A 16,120-nucleotide genomic window follows, 5' to 3' on the forward strand; every position below is an offset into this window, starting at 1 on the left:
GGCTGAACACCCGCCTGCCCTCGGGCACCTGGGTCAAACCCAGCTCCACAATTTTGTAGGGAGGCAATTTGGTAATATCCCGGCCTTTATAAAATATCTGTCCTTTCCGGGCCCGCAAAAGTCCGGAGATGGTACGCAGGGTGGTCGTCTTACCTGCCCCGTTGGCGCCAATCAGGGCTACAATCTCACCTTTATTTACCGAAAAAGATATGCCTTTCAAGGCTTCAATGACCCCGTAGGCAACACTGACCTCTTTAACCTCCAGCAACCTTCACACATCCTTCCCCAGGTAGGCCTCAATTACCGCGGGATCCTGCTGTACTTCGGCAGGAGTCCCGTCAGCTATCTTTTTGCCGTAATCCAGCACCGCGACCCGGTCGGCCAGGCTCATGACAAACTTCATATCGTGTTCCACCAGGAAAATGGTAACACCCATGTCCCGGATACGGCGGACCATCCCGGAAAGATCCTGTTTTTCCTGCGGGTTCATCCCTGCTGCCGGTTCATCCAGCAGAATTATTTTGGGATCGGTGGCCAGGGCCCGGGCGATTTCCAGCCGCCTTTGTTCGCCGTAGGAAAGATTCCTGGCCAGTTCCTCCTCCTTAGCACCCAAACCCATGAATTCAAGCAACTCCCGTGCCCTGGCAGTGATACTCAATTCTTCCGCCCGCACGCGGCCAAGAGGCAAAAGGGCACCCCAAAAGCCCGACCTGCCCCGGCAATGCCGGCCGATCTGCACATTTTCCAGCACTGTCAGATTACCAAAAAGACGGATGTTTTGAAAAGTGCGGGCGATGCCCCGGGCGGTTATCTCGTGTGGTGGCAACCCGCTTATTTTTTCGCCGCAAAAAACAATGTCACCCGCCGTGGGACGGTAGATTCCAGTAACCAGGTTGAAGATGGTGCTTTTCCCCGCCCCGTTGGGGCCTATCAGAGCCCGAATTTCCCCTTCCTCTATGGACATGTCCACATCATCCACGGCACAGAGGCCGCCAAACTGGATGCTTAGATTTCGTAACTCCAGGATTGCTGCCATACATCCTCCCGCCAGTCAGGCCGGACAAGAGTCCGCCGTTTTTTTAACTGCTCAGTACCGCCGCCTTCTGTTTTCTGCGCCGCAGCAGGCGGCGGAAATTAACGCCACCCAGCAGACCGTTGGGGCGGAAGATCATCATTAATACCAGAAGCAAGCCGTAAATCATCATCCGGTATTCCTGGACGAAGCGCAGGAATTCGGGAGCCAGGGTGAGCACGGTCGTACCGACAATGGTACCGGGGATGCTTCCCATACCACCCAGCACTACAAAGTTCAAAATCTCAAAGGATTTTAGAAAGCCAAAGTCGTTTGGATTCAAGTACTGGAGCAAATGGGCATAAAAGCCCCCGCTGATTCCGGCCAGGAAGCAACCGATGCCGAAAGCCTGTATCTTGTACCACATGGTGTTAATCCCCATGGCTTCGGCAGCAATCTCGTCCTCCCGTATGGCCTTCAAAGCACGGCCAAAACGGGAATTTTCCAGTAAGACCACGACGATCACGGCCAGTATGACAAAAACGGTTACATTTATGAGATTGGATGCACGGGGAATGGCCGCCAGCCCGATGGCCCCCCCGGTTATTTTCATATTTGTGAAAGCTACCCGCACAATCTCCCCAAAACCCAGGGTGGCGATTCCCAGGTAGTCACCGGTCAGCTTGAGCACTGGAATACCCAGCAAGATGCCAAACAGAGCGGCCATCAATCCGCCCAGGACAAGGCTCGCCAGAAAAGGCAGATGGTAATCCCTGGTCAAGATGGCCGCCGTATAGGCGCCAATACTCAAGAAAGCAGCATGCCCGAAGGTAAGCTGGCCACATAAACCGGTGATCAGGTTCAAACCAAGTGCTGCAATAATGTAGATGCCGACCAGCATGAGCACCTGCTGGTAATAAGGGTCGATTACGCTGCTCAACCACTGTGACATAGTTTCTACACCTTCCTCTGGATGGGCCGTCCCAGGAGACCGGTAGGCCTGACCAGCAAAATGATGATCAGCAGTGTAAAGGCGATGGCATCTTTATAGGTCGAAAAACCTGCGGCTACACCGAAAACCTCGGCCAGCCCCAGGAGCAGACCGCCAAGCATGGCACCGGGAATATTGCCGATACCACCCAGCACTGCCGCCACAAAGGCTTTCAAACCAGCAGTCACACCCATATAGGGGGACACGGAGTTAAAATAAATACCCACCAGCACCCCACCTGCTGCAGCCAGAGCGGAGCCGATGGCAAAGGTGAAGGAAATTACCCGGTTGATGTTGATGCCCATCAAGCTGGCTGTATCGTAGTCTTCGGAAGCTGCCCGCATGGCCTTGCCGATTTTAGTGTATTTGACAATAAACTGCAACCCCACCATCAGGACTACGGAAACCAGCAAAATAACCAGCTGTATGCTTGAAAACTCCAGAGAACCCACCCGCAGGGTGAAGTTTTTTAGAACGGGGGGGAAACCGGTGGGCTGCGGGCCTTTGAGAATGGTCATAAAGGTTTCCAGAAAGATGGACACGCCAATGGTGGTAATGAGGAGATTCAGGCGGGGCGCACGGCGTAAAGGACGGTAGGCCACCCGCTCGATAGTCACCCCCAGGACCACACAGGCAAGCATGGCGGTAACCAGGGTAAGGAAAAAATTGTGGCTGAAGATCGTTACCGCAGCAACTCCTATAAAGGCCCCGATCATGTAAATATCGCCGTGAGCAAAGTTAATCAACTGGATGATGCCGTAAACCATGGTGTAACCCAGGGCTATTAAGGCGTAGGTGGCTCCCAGGGTGAGTCCGTTAATAACCTGTTGCAGTAACATGGCTCCCTCCAAGAAATGAGTTTCCGGTGGAAACCGGGCAAGGGTAAACCCGGTTCCACCCGAAACTCAAAATTTAAGGATCAGATCAGGCTTTCGGCGCCTCGGTGGGCAGGGCTGCCTTGATGCTGAACTGCTGGTTCTTCACTTCCAGCAAGTACACCGGGCTCTTGACGGGTTCCCGGTTGGGCAGGAAGGTCAATGTGCCGGAAACACCTGGATAATTCCTGGTTTTGGCCAGAGCATCCTTGAATTTGGAAGGATCGGTGCTGTTGGCTTCCTTCATGGCCTTGGCCAGCAACATCACTGCATCGTAGCCCTGAGCGGAGAACATATCCGGCAGCTTGTTGTCATTGGCCGCCTGGTATTTCTTGATAAACTCCTTGGTTTGGGGAGCAGCATGGGCAGGGTCGGCGGCAAAACCGGTGTACACCATGCTACCCTCAACCGCATCGCCGCCCAACTTCCAGAGCACGGGGGAAAGCAGACCGTCTCCACCGGCCATCTTCAGGTTCAGGCCCTGCTTGCGAACTTCTTTCATAAACAGACCGCCCTCGGTGTAATAGCCGGTAAAGATAATCCCGTCGGGCCCGGCCTGTTTGATCCGGGTCACCTGGGCGCTGAAATCCTGGTCCCCGTCCTGGATGCTCTCTCTGTCGACTATCTGGGCGTTATGCCTGGCCAGCGCCCCTTCAAAAATCTTGGTCAGGCCCACGCTGTAGTCGTTGTTGGTGGAAGTAACAATGGCCACTTTCTTCCACCCCAGCTTGTTGACCAGATAATCGGTTACCGCCGGAGCAGCTACGGCATCCAGAAGGGTATCCCGGAAAATATAATCGCCCAGCTCCACCACACCCGGACCAACTGCGCCGGCAGAAAGGAGAACCACTTTATTTTGCTGGCAGATGGGTGCAGCCAGCTTCGTCTTGCCGGTAGTGGGGTCGCCTACGATGGCCACCACCCGGTCCTTACTGATCATCTTCTGAACCACGGAAGCAGCCTCAGTTTGTTTGCTGCCGTGGTCCGACTCCACGATTTCAATCTTTTTACCCAGCACACCGCCTTCTTTATTCAAGTCCTCGGCGGCCATTTTCATACCTTTTAAAGTTTCTATACCGTAACTGGCCTCGTTCCCGGTTAATGCGCCCATGAAACCAATCTTGATGGTGTCCCCCGACGCACCGCCTTTATTGTCCCCTCCACCTGTACCGGTTTGACCGCCACAACCGGCTACCAGGGCAATCATGAGCAACACGCTTAACAATACCAGGATTCCTTTATACTTCTTCAACTTGCCTCCTCCTTTGTCTGTTACTTTCCACAATTCTGCTCGCTACCTCTCCACTTATTTATGTAAGTCCCGTGACGCATTTCACCCCCTTCATTTATCTGAATATTCCCTAGATATTGTATTTCGACACCGGAGACCAAGATCCTTTTCAAAAGATCGGCAATACAAAAAATTTTTTGTCTATATTTTTAAACAAATAAAAACCAAATAACCATACCAAAAAGAAAAAGATCCCCCTTTCCCCTTCCTGTTTCAGCAGGTTTTTTTGGGATCTTTCCCCGATCCACCGACCAGGCACCGTTGCCCGGTCCTGCGGGAACGTTTTTCCTGTTTGTATCATTTTACATTCGCACACGGTCATGTGTCAATAGCTTCAACCGCCTCCTTCCCGATCTATCCAGTGGATTGTACAGTTGACCAAAGATCCGGATCTGTCAACAATCAAACAAGTATAAATTTTTATCTGAAGCAAACGGAAGCATATTCAAATGGGCGGGAGCTTATCAACCGGCAGGAATTTTATTTTTAAAAACGAATTGTTTTGTATGTTTTAGATTTCAGAAAGGAAGAAGTACCAGATGTCTATACAGGAGTCGAAGAAAAACAGGATTATCGTCACCGTCCTGGGACCCGACCGCGTGGGCATAATCGCCGGCGTGGCCCGGGTGCTGGCTGAAAACAACATTAATATCCTGGACATCAGCCAGACCATATTGCAGGAATTTCTGGCCATGATCATGATTGCCGACATGGAAAAGAGCACTATCGACCTGAGCACGCTCAAAGAACGCCTGGCGGCAAAAGGGGCCGAACTGGGAGTACGCATTGACGCCCAGCACGAGGATGCCTTCCGCTTTATGCACAGAATCTAGCCTGAAACTCAGAATCAGCGCACCGTCCCTGCACAAACGCTTTTGATAAAGGAGAAACGAACAGATGCTTACCCTGGCAGAAATCATGGAAACCATCAAGATGGTCCAGGAGGAGAATCTGGACATCCGCACCATTACCATGGGCATCAGCCTGCGGGACTGCGCAGACCCGGACCATAAAGCGGCCTGCCGGAAAATTTACGATAAAATCACCCGCCTGGCCAACAGGCTTGTAGCAGTCGGAGAAGAAATCAGCCGCGAATACGGCATTCCCATCGTACACAAACGAATTTCCGTCACTCCCATTTCCCTGGTCGCCGAATGCAGCCGCCAGGAAGATTACCTGGAGTACGCCCTCACACTGGATGCCGCCGCAGCCGCGGTGGGGGTCAACTTTATCGGCGGCTTTTCCGCCCTGGTACACAAAGGCTTTACCGGTGGAGACCGCGTCTTGATCACTTCCATCCCCGCCGCCCTGGCCAGCACCGAAAGGGTCTGCGCTTCGGTAAACGTGGCGACTACCAGGGCGGGCATCAACATGGACGCCGTTTACCTGATGGGCCGGGTAGTTAAAGAAACCGCCGTGCGAACGGCGGAACAGGGCGGTCTGGGTTGTGCCAAACTCGTGGTTTTCAGCAACGTCCCCGAGGACAACCCTTTCATGGCCGGCGCCTTTCACGGGATCGGGGAGCCCGAATGTACCATTAATGTAGGGGTATCAGGGCCGGGCGTGGTTAAAAATGCTGTCGCCCGGGTAGGTGATGCGGATTTCGGTACCCTGGCGGAAACTGTAAAAAAGACGGCCTTCAAAATTACCCGGATGGGAGAACTGGTTGGCCGGCTGGCAGCAGAACGGCTGGGGGTACCCTTCGGTATCGTTGACCTGTCCCTGGCACCCACACCGGCTGTAGGGGACAGCGTCGCGGAGATCCTGGAAGCCATGGGCCTGGAACGCTGCGGGACGCACGGCACGACCGCCGCTCTGGCCCTGTTGAACGATGCAGTAAAAAAAGGTGGGGCCATGGCCTCTTCCTACGTAGGCGGGTTATCGGGGGCCTTTATCCCTGTGAGCGAAGACGCGGGCATGATCCGGGCGGTACACGAAGGAGCTCTCACCCTGGACAAGCTTGAGGCCATGACCTGCGTTTGTTCGGTGGGCCTGGATATGATCGCCGTCCCCGGAAATACCAGCGCGGAAACCATCGCCGCCATTATCGCCGACGAGGTGGCTATTGGTGTGATCAACAATAAAACCACGGCCGTCAGAATTATTCCGGCCCCGGGTAAACAAGTGGGAGACAGGGTAGTCTTCGGCGGCCTTTTGGGAGAAGCACCCGTCATGGCAGTACATCCCTTTTCGTCACATAACTTTGTACGGCGGGGAGGCCGCATCCCCGCCCCACTTCAAAGCCTCACCAATTAGCGGCCTCACAGGCAGCTCGCTACCGGGTCCGAACGGGTTTAATCCCTCAAGCTGGAATTTTAAATTGCAGAGAAAGATTGTTCAGCCTATCGACCACCCGTGCCAGCCGGCGTGCCGCGCTTGTTATTTCGGCCAGTTCTTCCCTTCTCTTTTGATCTTCACCAGCCCTGGAACAATAGTCTTCCGTGCGGGCCAGAATCAATTGGCTGGTCCGGGCCATTTCCATGGTGCTCAGGTGGACCGTGCGGAACAGGTTGGTCAGGTGACCGGTCATGGTGTTGAAGGCCCGGGCCAGGCTCCCAAGCTCGTCCTCTTTGCGTACCGGTACTTGATATGTGAAATTGCCGGTGGCGATATGCCGGGTAGCTTCCAACAGATCTTCAATAGGCTTTCGCAACACATGTTTGCTGATAATGTGCGCCAGCATGACACCCGCATACACCGCTGCCAGCAACAGAAGAACCATGGTCAGCACAAGGTCGTGCAGGTATTTTATGGTGCGTCCCTGATCCATCCGGAGATAAAAATAGCCAAGCAAATTGCCGCCCGCTGTTTTTACCGGGACACCCACCACCGGGCCCGCTGAAGAGCTTTTCTGGAAAAATGCTTCCGGAGGAGATCCTTCGGGGAGAGTCCTGCCCATAAGAAGGGCACTGGTATGGGCAATGATTTTCCCGCTGGAATCGACGACAGCCGCTTCACCGATATCTTCGTTCGCCTTCAATTCAGATAAGAGTCTGTTCAAGAACTGCGGGTCACCGGCCTGCAGCCGCTCGGCCGTCAGGGCTGCGACGGCACAGGCAACGGCTTCACCCTTTTCCTTGACCTGCAGCTCCATAATTTTATAGATGCGGACGAAAGCAGAACAACCCACCATGATAACCAGAAAAGAAATCAGGAGGCCAAAGTAGATACTCATTCTGGTGGCAATAGAAATTCTTCGCACTGTCTTTTTCACTTTTTTCGTGTTTTTCATTGCGGATCACCCCTATCCTGAAAAGTGTTCGTCTCCAGTAACCTCGCGCCAGGCGGCAACCATTCATTCCCCGCTGGCGGCGCTAAAAACATCCAGAAAAACAAGCCTGTCCCCGGTCACGGTACCGGTTGCCAGGAGCACGCCGGCAGGAAGCTCAACCACCCGGCACGCACCGGGAACCGGCATGGTGAACCTGCAGGGGGGCAGGTTCATCAGCGTTTTAAGGACCCTCCCACCTTCATCCAGGAACGCCACATCAATATTCAAGCGCATAAAGCAGGTATGGATGGCCCGGCATCCTTCCAGAACAAGGGCCTCACCGGGGTCCATCTCCCGCCTGCCCATAAGACCCCTCAAACGCGACCAGAAATTGGCAGCCACACGCACCTTGTCAGCCAGCAATGTGCTGCGTGTTAAATTAACCAAACGCATCGGCGCAGACCTCACCTGGTAAAAACTTCGCTGATTTTGATTACCGCCGGCCCGAGGAGAACCAGGAATACAGCGGGGAAAATTAAAAACACCATGGGGAAAAGCATTTTCACCGGCGCCTTCATCGCCCTCTCTTCGGCCCTCTGGCGCCTCTTCTCCCTCATTTGGGCCGACTGGGCGCGCAGCACGCCGGCCATGCTGATCCCAAGCCGGTCGGCGACGATAAGGGAACCAACAAAAGAGGAAAACTCGTCCACACCAATTCTCCGGGACGCGTCCCGGAGAGCTTCACGCCTTGGTTTGCCCATGTTTATTTCCCGCAGTATCTGCGCAAATTCTTCAGCCAGCAGGCTTTTCTTTTTCTCCCCCACCTTCAAAAGAGCACCGTCAAAGCCCAGCCCCGCTTCCACACTCACGGTTAACAGGTCGAGCACATCCGGAAGTTCCCTTCTGATCAGTTCGGCGCGTTCCCGGATCCGGGCCTCAAGATAAAAGTTGGGGAGGTGCCAGCCCAACAGTATGCCCGGGAGGGATAACAGGCAGGTCTGTACCGGCTCCAGGCGGGCCACCCCGGAAAGGAAACATAAAAAGACCCCGGCCGCTCCAGCGGCAAAGTACTTGAGAACGGCATACTCGCCGGCACTCAAGCCGCCCGGCCGCCCGGCCCGTACCAGTTTTTCCTCCAGAACGGCAGTTTTTTCAGCCGGAATCAAAACACAGGCCAGTTTGAACATTTTTCTAAAAACCGGGCGAACCACTCTCTGCCTAAATGGTGCCTTTAACTCCTGTTCCCGGAAAGATAGTCCGGGACTTCCCAATACTTCCTCCACCCTCCGGGAAATTTTCAAGTGTTCACCCCGGAGGGCCTGGTAAAAGCCGAGGAGAAAAAACGTAAAAGCCAGGAAAACAGCGGCCGTTGAAATGATCATCACGGTACAGCTCCTTATCTTCGGATTAAACGCTTATGCGGGTTATCCTTTTGATCAATATCCACCCCAAAAGCTCGGAGAGTGCCACTCCACCGAGCACCAGCCTCCCAACCGGGTGGGTGAAAAGGACACCGATATATCCGGGATTGATGAGCAGCATGACGACAACCAGGAATACGGGCAACACGCTGATGATTGTTCCGGAGAGGCGCCCCTGGGCGGTCAAAGCACGGATTTCCCCCTGAATACGCACCCTTTCCTGGATGGTCCGGGCAATCTTTTCCAGTATCTCCGCCAGATTCCCTCCCACCTGACGCTGTATGAGTACAGCGGTAACCACCAGTGACAGGTCTTCGCTCTTTATTCTTTCGACAAGGCCGGCCAGAGCTTCCTCTACCGGTGTACCCAGACTTAGTTCCCGGAATGTGCGTCCGAACTCCCGCCCGATGGGCGGCGGCATCTCCCGCTGGACCACTTCAATGGCCTGTATGAAGCTAAAACCGGCACGCAAAGAGTTGGCCATGATCAAAAGGGTATCGGCAATCTGGCCGTTAAAAAGGAGCACACGCTTTTTGGCGATTGACTTCACCAGCCAGACGGGTACGGACCCGGCAGCCAGCGCCACCAGCACAGCCGGTGCCAGGCGCCCGGCCAGCGCAACCGCGAGAACACCCGCCCCGGCAGCGCAAAAAGCAGTCAGGGCGACAAACTCTTCTCCTCTGAAGGGCAGATCAGCTTCAGCCAGCATCCTGCCGGCAGCAGTACTCAAAACTTGCGGGGACAGCCGGCCCGCGTGGGCGAGCAGCGATTTCCACAGGTTCTGGCGCCGCTCCCGGTTTTTTTCTTCCACCCGGCTGTTTCCGCCCGGACCTCCCCGCCCGGCCAGTTCCTGCAGTCTGCTGGCGATAAACTTCTTCCGGGTGAAAACGGACTGCTGCACCCCCGGCACTACCAGTACTACTGCCAGAAAAGTGAACAGGGCAATCACCTTCAAGTCCATCCCGATCACTCCTTCAGCGCGGCCAGAAAATACCAGGCGGCAACTGGATCCCTCGTACCTCCAGGCGGTCTATAAACTTTGGCCTGATCCCTGTAGGGCGGAAACGGCCGAGTATTCTCCCGCTGTCATCCACACCCGTCTGTTCGAAAAGAAAAAGATCCTGGAGGACGATCACATCTCCTTCCATCCCCTGTACTTCCGTAATATGGGTTACTTTGCGCGACCCGTCCTTGAGGCGCGCCATATGCACGATAACATCCAGGGCCGAAGAAATTTGTTCCCTGATGGCACGTACGGGCAATTCCATCCCCGCCATCAGGACCATGGTTTCCAGTCGGGAAAGCATATCACGTGGGGAGTTGGCGTGTCCGGTGGTTAAAGAGCCATCATGACCCGTATTCATAGCCTGCAACATATCCAGCGCTTCGCCGCTGCGGACTTCGCCCACGATGATGCGGTCCGGTCGCATCCGCAAAGCGTTGCGTACCAGGTCCCGGATGGTTACTTGTCCCCGCCCCTCCATATTGGCAGGGCGGCTCTCCAGGGTGACGACGTGTTCCTGGCGAAGCTGCAATTCCGCCGCATCTTCAATTGTAATGATCCTCTCGTCTGCCGGGATGAACGAAGAAAGAATGTTGAGCATGCTGGTTTTTCCGCTGCCCGTACCTCCGGAGACAATCATGTTCAGTCGCGCACGCACACAGGCCTCAAGGAAAAGGGCCATTTCTTCCGTAAGGGTACCGAACGAAAGCAAATTCTGCACCGTGAGCGGATCCTTGAAAAATTTCCGGATCGTGATGGTAGGTCCGTTCAGGGCAAGGGGAGGAATTATGGCGTTGACCCGGGAACCGTCCGGCAGCCGGGCGTCGACCATGGGAGAACTTTCGTCTATCCTCCGCCCCAGAGGTGCCACGATCTTTTCAATCACGTGCATGACGTGCTGGTCGTCCCGGAAAGTAACGGCGGTCAGCTCCAGCCTGCCCCCCCGCTCAACGTAAACCCGGCGCGGGCCGTTAACCATTATTTCCGTAACTTCCGGATCGTTCAAGAGAGAAGTGATCGGGCCAAAACCGATTGCTTCGTCAATAATTTCACTGATGATCCGCTGGCGATCGGAGCGGGAGACGTGCTGCCCGGATTCATCAATCAATCTGCCGACCAGATCCCCAATCCTTTCGGCCACCGAATCACGCCGGTCTTTCTCATCTTGAGGGAGATCTGCCAGTTCAGCGATAACTTTCTTGTGGAGTTCGATCTTCAGGTCCTGGAAGGGATCTTTTTTGGGAACGGGAGGAACCTGCCTGGCAGGCTCAACACTTTTACTGGCGCGTACAGTCCCGTCCTGCTCGAAAGTTCTCCTGTTTTTCTGCTCAAACCTCGCGAAAAGAGACAAACCGGCCACCTCTTTCCTATCTCAACGAAACGGGTTTTGCGGACGCTTTGAAGAACTTGCCCAGCAGCGATTTCCGCTCACGGCTTCCGGTCTGGTTCTCCGAAATAATCTTTCCTCTGGCAACCGCTTCTTCTTCCCACTGCAGCAGCAATCCGGCCAGCTCAGATATGCTCTGACTGATTGCACTGCCCGCTTCGCCGAGGACAAAGGGCATACCCCGGTTGATGGAGGATAAGACGATCTTCTCCTCGGATGGTACGGTGTGCCAGAGAGAAAAGTTCAAGTTTTTTTCAAGTTCGTCCGGCCGGAGCATGTCCGGACGCGCCTTATTCAGAACCAGCCTGGTTTTGGCCTGAAAGTTCAAGCGCTCGAGAATATCTATGTTTAGACGGGCATGCCTTAACGCCGGCAGGTCCTGGGTAGCAAGGACGATGACCCGGTCGGCAGCTTCCAGGGCACTAAGAGTCACATCATTCAAGAAGGCCGGAGTATCAACCACCACATAATCATAATTTTTCTTTAGTGTTTGCAAAATTTCCGTCACCTGTCCCCCCGTAACGTTTTCCGCCTGTTCCGGGTCGGCCGGGGACAGTAAAACGCCGACCCCCGAAAAGTGAGGGGCCAGGTAGCTCTCCAGAAGAGAGAGTTCTGCGTAATCAGGTTCCTGAACTACTTCGGCGATAGTACCTCTGGTGGGCATGTTCAGTATGACCGCCGTGTCACCGCCCGCCAGATCCAGATCAACCAGGACCACCTTTCGGCCCGTGCCCCGGGCCAGGGCGACCGCCAGGTTGCAGGCCAGGGTCGTCCGCCCCATGCCGCCTTTGGTACTGAAAAAAGTGACCACCTTGCCGGGAACCCGTACCTGCTCGGGGGTGAGACCCGCACCCCGCCCGGTGCTGAAACGATTCTGCCTTTTCTTGTGAAAAGTGCCTGCCCTGCGTATTGTTTCAGCCAGTTCGCTACTGTTAAAAGGTTTGACCAGGTAATCACGCGCCCCTGCGGCCATGGCCTTGCGCAGGTATTCCTGCTCCCCCTGGATGGAAATGATCACCACGGCAACTTCCGGAAACTGCATCGAGATCATTTCCGTCGCCTGGATACCGTCCATCCCGGGCATGTTGATGTCCATCAAGACCACATCGGGCTGCAGGGTTTCGGTAAGACGCAGAGCTTCCTCCCCGTCGGCAGCTTCCCCGGCCACCAGGATATCCTCCTCAAAGTAAAGGAGTCTTTTAATGTCCTCCCTGGTCCCGGCAATGTCATCGGCAATCAAAACTTTAATCGTCTCCAAATTGCACACCTCCCGCTCAAGAAAATTACCGCACCAGATTATCCAGCCGGGCTGACGGGATGTCTACTTCCGCACCATCGCCAGGTGAGCGCAAAAGCAGGCGGACAGCCCCTCTTTCAGACGCCAGGATCAACATTTGCGCCTGCTGGGGAGTCACCTCCAGAGTTACCGTTTGAGTCTCGAGAGACTTATGGCCGCCCTTCACCGGGTTCGGGTTCGCGTCCGTTGACTGGTTCACGGCCAGAACATTTACATTTTGAATGAGCAGGGAGGTCACAGTTTGCCTGCTACCTCCTGAAGGTACGTCCACCGTACCCGTCACGTCGACTTTATCCCCGGGACGGAGCAGCCCGGCAATACCCGAGACATCATTGACAGCAATGGTGGCCGCCCTCTTACCTGGACTCACCAGGAAGGCCAGGCCCTGCGAGGAATCTTTGAGGCCGGCTATTTTCGTTTTTAAAATTTGCTCTCCGGGATAAATCACGGTGGTGGTAATCTTACCGACCGCTTCCCCGCGTTCCGCCAGCGCTTCCTTATGGATGTAAGCGGACGGCATTTCCTTGACCTCCAGCATCTCTTCCGTAATTTTTGTCTGAGGCGGAATTTTTGCCCGGGCCACCACCACCGTCCGAAAATCACCGGTACTCCGGTAGGTTGCCTTTAAGTGTCCCAGGTAGGTATAAACTCCATACGCCGCCACAAGACCAGAAATCACGGCCAGGATGAGGAACAGGTTTACTTTCCCGCGCAGCAAACGAAAAACCCCCTCCTTTACTGCAGCAATCTCACCGCATAAACGCCGGTATCGGGAGGCCTGGAAAAATCCGCATCTCCTTCCACCGTGGTGCTGATAAAATACCCCTGTATCTCGTCTTTTGCACAATCAACCCGGTCTACCAGAAAAGCGGCAAACCCTTCTATTCTCACCTGGCTTCTCCCTTTGAGTACCTGGTGGGGATCGTAAACGGGAATGATCAGGATTTTCGGACAACCCGGCTCATAATGATCCACCGTACAGTTGTCCGTACAGCGGGCCAGCCGTTCGTCGATAGCCTGAGTGGGACCACTCATGTTGCCCGGTTCGGTCGTAACCATGTCGCCAACTGAAACTCTCCCGCTGTAGCCGTAGATCAAGTTGTGCCGGTATATGTCCGCCCCGGTGCCGCCCAGGGACAGGGCCCCAAAATTCCCGGGGGAAGCGGGGTCTCCGTATTTCAAAGTGTACCTTTCCCCGAATTTGAAGTCCTGCCTGGCGATCAGCAGGGGGGCAACTCCCCTGCAGGAGGTAATGCCCGCCACCGCAGCGGAAGCAGCGGCCTGCACCTCTCCGGATGTGTACCCCAGCAGCCGGGCCAGGATGAAGTCCACTTTTTTCACGGCATTTACCTGAACAACCTTGAGACCTGACGGGGTGGTGAAAACGGAAACCGCCAGCCCCGTGAGATCAGCCACGTTCTTCAGTGCGTACTGCTCGGCACAACTTCTGGCGGCCGTTTCGTCACCGCTCCCGCCAGGAGATAGTTCCCCGGCACCCGCAAGAGCTGCAGCATCCACGGCGTTCACAAGCTGCTGCCTGCTCAAGCAGTACAGTCCGAAATCGGTAACCAGGGCGGCAAAGCCGAGCAGGCACAGCATCATGAGGGAAACCAGAACGACAGCGCTACCTTTTTCATTTTCCGCCAGGAGGGAGAGAAGTTTTCTGAGCATGGGTACGCTCCTTTCACTCCACACGCATCGTGGTAGCGGCTTTAATGGTGAACGGATCCGGCAGCAGAGCACTGATCAAGGGGACGACCAGGTCTACGGAGTAAGTCACCGTCACAGTGATCATGTCCCCACGGCCGTAATTTTCGGGCTCCAGCAGAACGTTCAGAGAACCGGCATCCAGCGACGGGGCGGAAGCGATCACCCTGTCCCGCACATCATCGTAAGTCCCTCCCACCACGGCCACCCGGGCACCCTCACGGCTGGCGCTTGTGACCACCAGGTAAGCATGGAAAATACGCCCGAACTCGAATATCCCCCCTGAAATCAACAACAACAGCGGAAGCAACAGGGCCAGCTCCACCATAGCCTGGCCTTTTTGTGAACGGATAATCGCTTTCCACATCCTGCAGTTCACCTCTGAAGACCGGAAAACAGGTAGGCCGTGATTAAGCCTGCAAAAACAGCCACTCCAAAGGGAATGGATTCACCAGGTGCAGCCCGCTCCAGAGGTGTAAAGGCATACGGGATGGGTACCCGGGTCAGCCGGGCAAGGGTAACGTACGCGAACGCATACAGGGAGGAAAACAACCGCCCCCGCCTGCACAGCAAGACACCGGACATCAAGCCTCCGGCCAGCGCCGCACCGCAAAAAACCAACATGGTGAACTGCGGCCCCTTGAGCAAACCGATCGTGGCCAGCAGCTTCACATCCCCCGCCCCCATCTGGCGCATGACGAACGGGATGAAGAGAAGCAACAGGCCGGTCGCGAAACCGGCCACCCCCTCCGCCAAACCTTTTAAACCGTGAAAATATGATTGCATAATAATGCCGGCGAGGGCAAAGGGGAACAACACTTTGTTGTATATTTTTTTCCAGCGGAGATCCGTGTACAGGGAGATGGCGGAAAGCAAAATCACCAGGACATCGGAAGCAGCCATCAGTGACCTCCAAGTAGACCAAGTAGATTTACTTATTTAAGGCGTCGGTAACTTTTGTAAAAATTCCATTTATCCCTCCCGCTAGTGCGGTTAAAGTTCCGATCACCGCAATAGCTACCAGCGCCAGGATCAAACCGTACTCGGCCATCCCCTGCCCGCTCTCCTCCTTCACCAGAAGGGCCAGTAAATCCCGCATAAAAAACACCATCCTTTGTCTTTTTTTTCTAATCCTAGCACAGGACGACTTTTTACACATCGCACAGGAGTCTTATTTTCAGCGGTGCTTATGGTCTCATTTTCCATGGGACCGGAGTCCCGGAACCCAAATGGAAAAAAGGGCCTCAAAAGGCCCTTTCATACCTGCACCAGCTTGTTTTTGATGGCGTACAGCACCGCCTGCGTTCGATCATTGACGTTCAATTTTTTAAAGATATTCGTCAGGTGATTTTTGACCGTCTTTTCACTGATGAAAAGTTTTTGGGCGATGCTTTTGTTGCTTTCCCCACGGACAAGCAACTGGAGCACTTCCAGCTCCCGGCCGGTCAGAGCGTTTTCCGCCCTCCCCGACTGGCGGTTGAACTCCTGAAAAACCTTCGCCGCCAGCCGGGGCGAAATAAAGGATTCCCCGCGGGTTACACCCCGGATGGTTTCCAGCAATTTATCCGGACTCACGTCCTTTAAAAGATAGGCCGAAACCCCGGCCCGGATCAGCTCAAACACATATTCTTCCTGGTCGTGGATGGTTAAAGCGATAACTCTGGTACCGGGCATTTCCGCTTTAATCAACTTGCAGGCGGTAATGCCGTTCATACCGGGCATATTAACGTCCAGGAGCACAATATCCGCCCCAGTCCGGCGTGCCAGCTCCACGGCCCGCTCCCCGTCTTCCGCTTCCCCGGCGATAACCACGTCCGGCGCCAGGGAGAGAATCCTGCGCAAACCCTCCCTGATGAGAGGGTGGTCGTCCGCAATCACAACCTTGATCGCCAAGTGTACCCAACTCCTGATTTTAAAGCTTGGAG

Annotated in this window: 19 protein-coding genes; 2 read left to right on the plus strand and 17 right to left on the minus strand. The window is 54.8% G+C overall.

What is annotated here, in order from left to right:
* The 5 genes from ACPLUI_RS03585 to ACPLUI_RS03605 all read right to left on the minus strand — a co-directional run.
* Positions 1–268 (minus strand): ATP-binding cassette domain-containing protein (locus tag ACPLUI_RS03585; protein ID WP_424658906.1); only part of this gene is annotated, 268 nt, incomplete at its 3' end.
* 3 nt (positions 269–271) lie between these two features.
* Positions 272–1,036: an ABC transporter ATP-binding protein gene (locus ACPLUI_RS03590; RefSeq protein ID WP_424658907.1), complete on the minus strand. Its 765-nt coding sequence runs from the start codon at positions 1,034–1,036 to the stop codon at positions 272–274.
* Between the two features lie 43 nt (positions 1,037–1,079).
* The gene (locus ACPLUI_RS03595; RefSeq protein WP_424658908.1) at positions 1,080–1,964 is read right to left on the minus strand and encodes a branched-chain amino acid ABC transporter permease; all 885 of its coding nucleotides are present in this window, start codon (positions 1,962–1,964) and stop codon (positions 1,080–1,082) included.
* Positions 1,965–1,969: 5 nt separating this feature from the next.
* Positions 1,970–2,842, minus strand: a complete 873-nt coding sequence (locus ACPLUI_RS03600; RefSeq protein WP_424658909.1) for a branched-chain amino acid ABC transporter permease — start codon at positions 2,840–2,842, stop codon at positions 1,970–1,972.
* An 85-nt stretch (positions 2,843–2,927) separates the two neighbouring features.
* On the minus strand, positions 2,928–4,130 hold the full coding sequence (locus tag ACPLUI_RS03605; protein ID WP_424658910.1) for an ABC transporter substrate-binding protein: 1,203 nt from the start codon (positions 4,128–4,130) through the stop codon (positions 2,928–2,930).
* A gap of 578 nt (positions 4,131–4,708) precedes the next feature.
* On the opposite strand from ACPLUI_RS03605, the gene ACPLUI_RS03610 reads away from it, so the two are divergent.
* The gene (locus tag ACPLUI_RS03610; RefSeq protein ID WP_424658911.1) at positions 4,709–5,002 is read left to right on the plus strand and encodes an ACT domain-containing protein; all 294 of its coding nucleotides are present in this window, start codon (positions 4,709–4,711) and stop codon (positions 5,000–5,002) included.
* Between the two features lie 64 nt (positions 5,003–5,066).
* Positions 5,067–6,425, plus strand: a complete 1,359-nt coding sequence (locus tag ACPLUI_RS03615) for a PFL family protein (protein WP_424658912.1) — start codon at positions 5,067–5,069, stop codon at positions 6,423–6,425.
* Positions 6,426–6,471: 46 nt separating this feature from the next.
* Here the strand turns inward: ACPLUI_RS03615 and ACPLUI_RS03620 are convergent, their stop codons facing one another.
* The 12 genes from ACPLUI_RS03620 to ACPLUI_RS03675 form a co-directional block, all read right to left on the minus strand.
* A complete protein-coding gene (locus ACPLUI_RS03620; RefSeq protein WP_424658913.1) occupies positions 6,472–7,401 on the minus strand; it encodes a HAMP domain-containing protein in 930 nt (309 codons plus the stop codon).
* A 63-nt stretch (positions 7,402–7,464) separates the two neighbouring features.
* Entirely contained in the window at positions 7,465–7,833 is a 369-nt protein-coding gene (locus tag ACPLUI_RS03625; RefSeq protein WP_424658914.1) for a DUF192 domain-containing protein, read from the minus strand.
* Between the two features lie 11 nt (positions 7,834–7,844).
* Positions 7,845–8,762, minus strand: a complete 918-nt coding sequence (locus ACPLUI_RS03630) for a type II secretion system F family protein (protein ID WP_424658915.1) — start codon at positions 8,760–8,762, stop codon at positions 7,845–7,847.
* A 25-nt stretch (positions 8,763–8,787) separates the two neighbouring features.
* Positions 8,788–9,762 carry a type II secretion system F family protein gene (locus tag ACPLUI_RS03635; protein ID WP_424658916.1) on the minus strand — a complete coding sequence of 325 codons (975 nt, stop codon included), beginning with the start codon at positions 9,760–9,762 and terminating at the stop codon, positions 8,788–8,790.
* Between the two features lie 13 nt (positions 9,763–9,775).
* The gene (locus ACPLUI_RS03640; RefSeq protein ID WP_424658917.1) at positions 9,776–11,155 is read right to left on the minus strand and encodes a CpaF family protein; all 1,380 of its coding nucleotides are present in this window, start codon (positions 11,153–11,155) and stop codon (positions 9,776–9,778) included.
* Between the two features lie 16 nt (positions 11,156–11,171).
* On the minus strand, positions 11,172–12,449 hold the full coding sequence (locus tag ACPLUI_RS03645) for an AAA family ATPase (RefSeq protein ID WP_424658918.1): 1,278 nt from the start codon (positions 12,447–12,449) through the stop codon (positions 11,172–11,174).
* Between the two features lie 25 nt (positions 12,450–12,474).
* Entirely contained in the window at positions 12,475–13,206 is a 732-nt protein-coding gene (gene cpaB, locus ACPLUI_RS03650) for a Flp pilus assembly protein CpaB (RefSeq protein WP_424658919.1), read from the minus strand.
* Between the two features lie 17 nt (positions 13,207–13,223).
* Complete coding sequence (locus tag ACPLUI_RS03655) at positions 13,224–14,159, minus strand: pilus assembly protein TadG-related protein (protein ID WP_424658920.1); 936 nt, start codon at positions 14,157–14,159, stop codon at positions 13,224–13,226.
* A gap of 13 nt (positions 14,160–14,172) precedes the next feature.
* On the minus strand, positions 14,173–14,562 hold the full coding sequence (locus ACPLUI_RS03660) for a TadE/TadG family type IV pilus assembly protein (protein WP_424658921.1): 390 nt from the start codon (positions 14,560–14,562) through the stop codon (positions 14,173–14,175).
* Between the two features lie 8 nt (positions 14,563–14,570).
* Positions 14,571–15,098: an A24 family peptidase gene (locus ACPLUI_RS03665; protein WP_424658922.1), complete on the minus strand. Its 528-nt coding sequence runs from the start codon at positions 15,096–15,098 to the stop codon at positions 14,571–14,573.
* A 28-nt stretch (positions 15,099–15,126) separates the two neighbouring features.
* Entirely contained in the window at positions 15,127–15,294 is a 168-nt protein-coding gene (locus ACPLUI_RS03670; protein ID WP_424658923.1) for a Flp family type IVb pilin, read from the minus strand.
* Between the two features lie 158 nt (positions 15,295–15,452).
* On the minus strand, positions 15,453–16,088 hold the full coding sequence (locus tag ACPLUI_RS03675) for a response regulator (protein WP_424658924.1): 636 nt from the start codon (positions 16,086–16,088) through the stop codon (positions 15,453–15,455).
* Positions 16,089–16,120 lie beyond the last annotated feature (32 nt).

It is taken from the genome of Desulfofundulus sp., assembly GCF_049701015.1.
Lineage (GTDB): Bacteria > Bacillota > Desulfotomaculia > Desulfotomaculales > Desulfovirgulaceae > Desulfofundulus.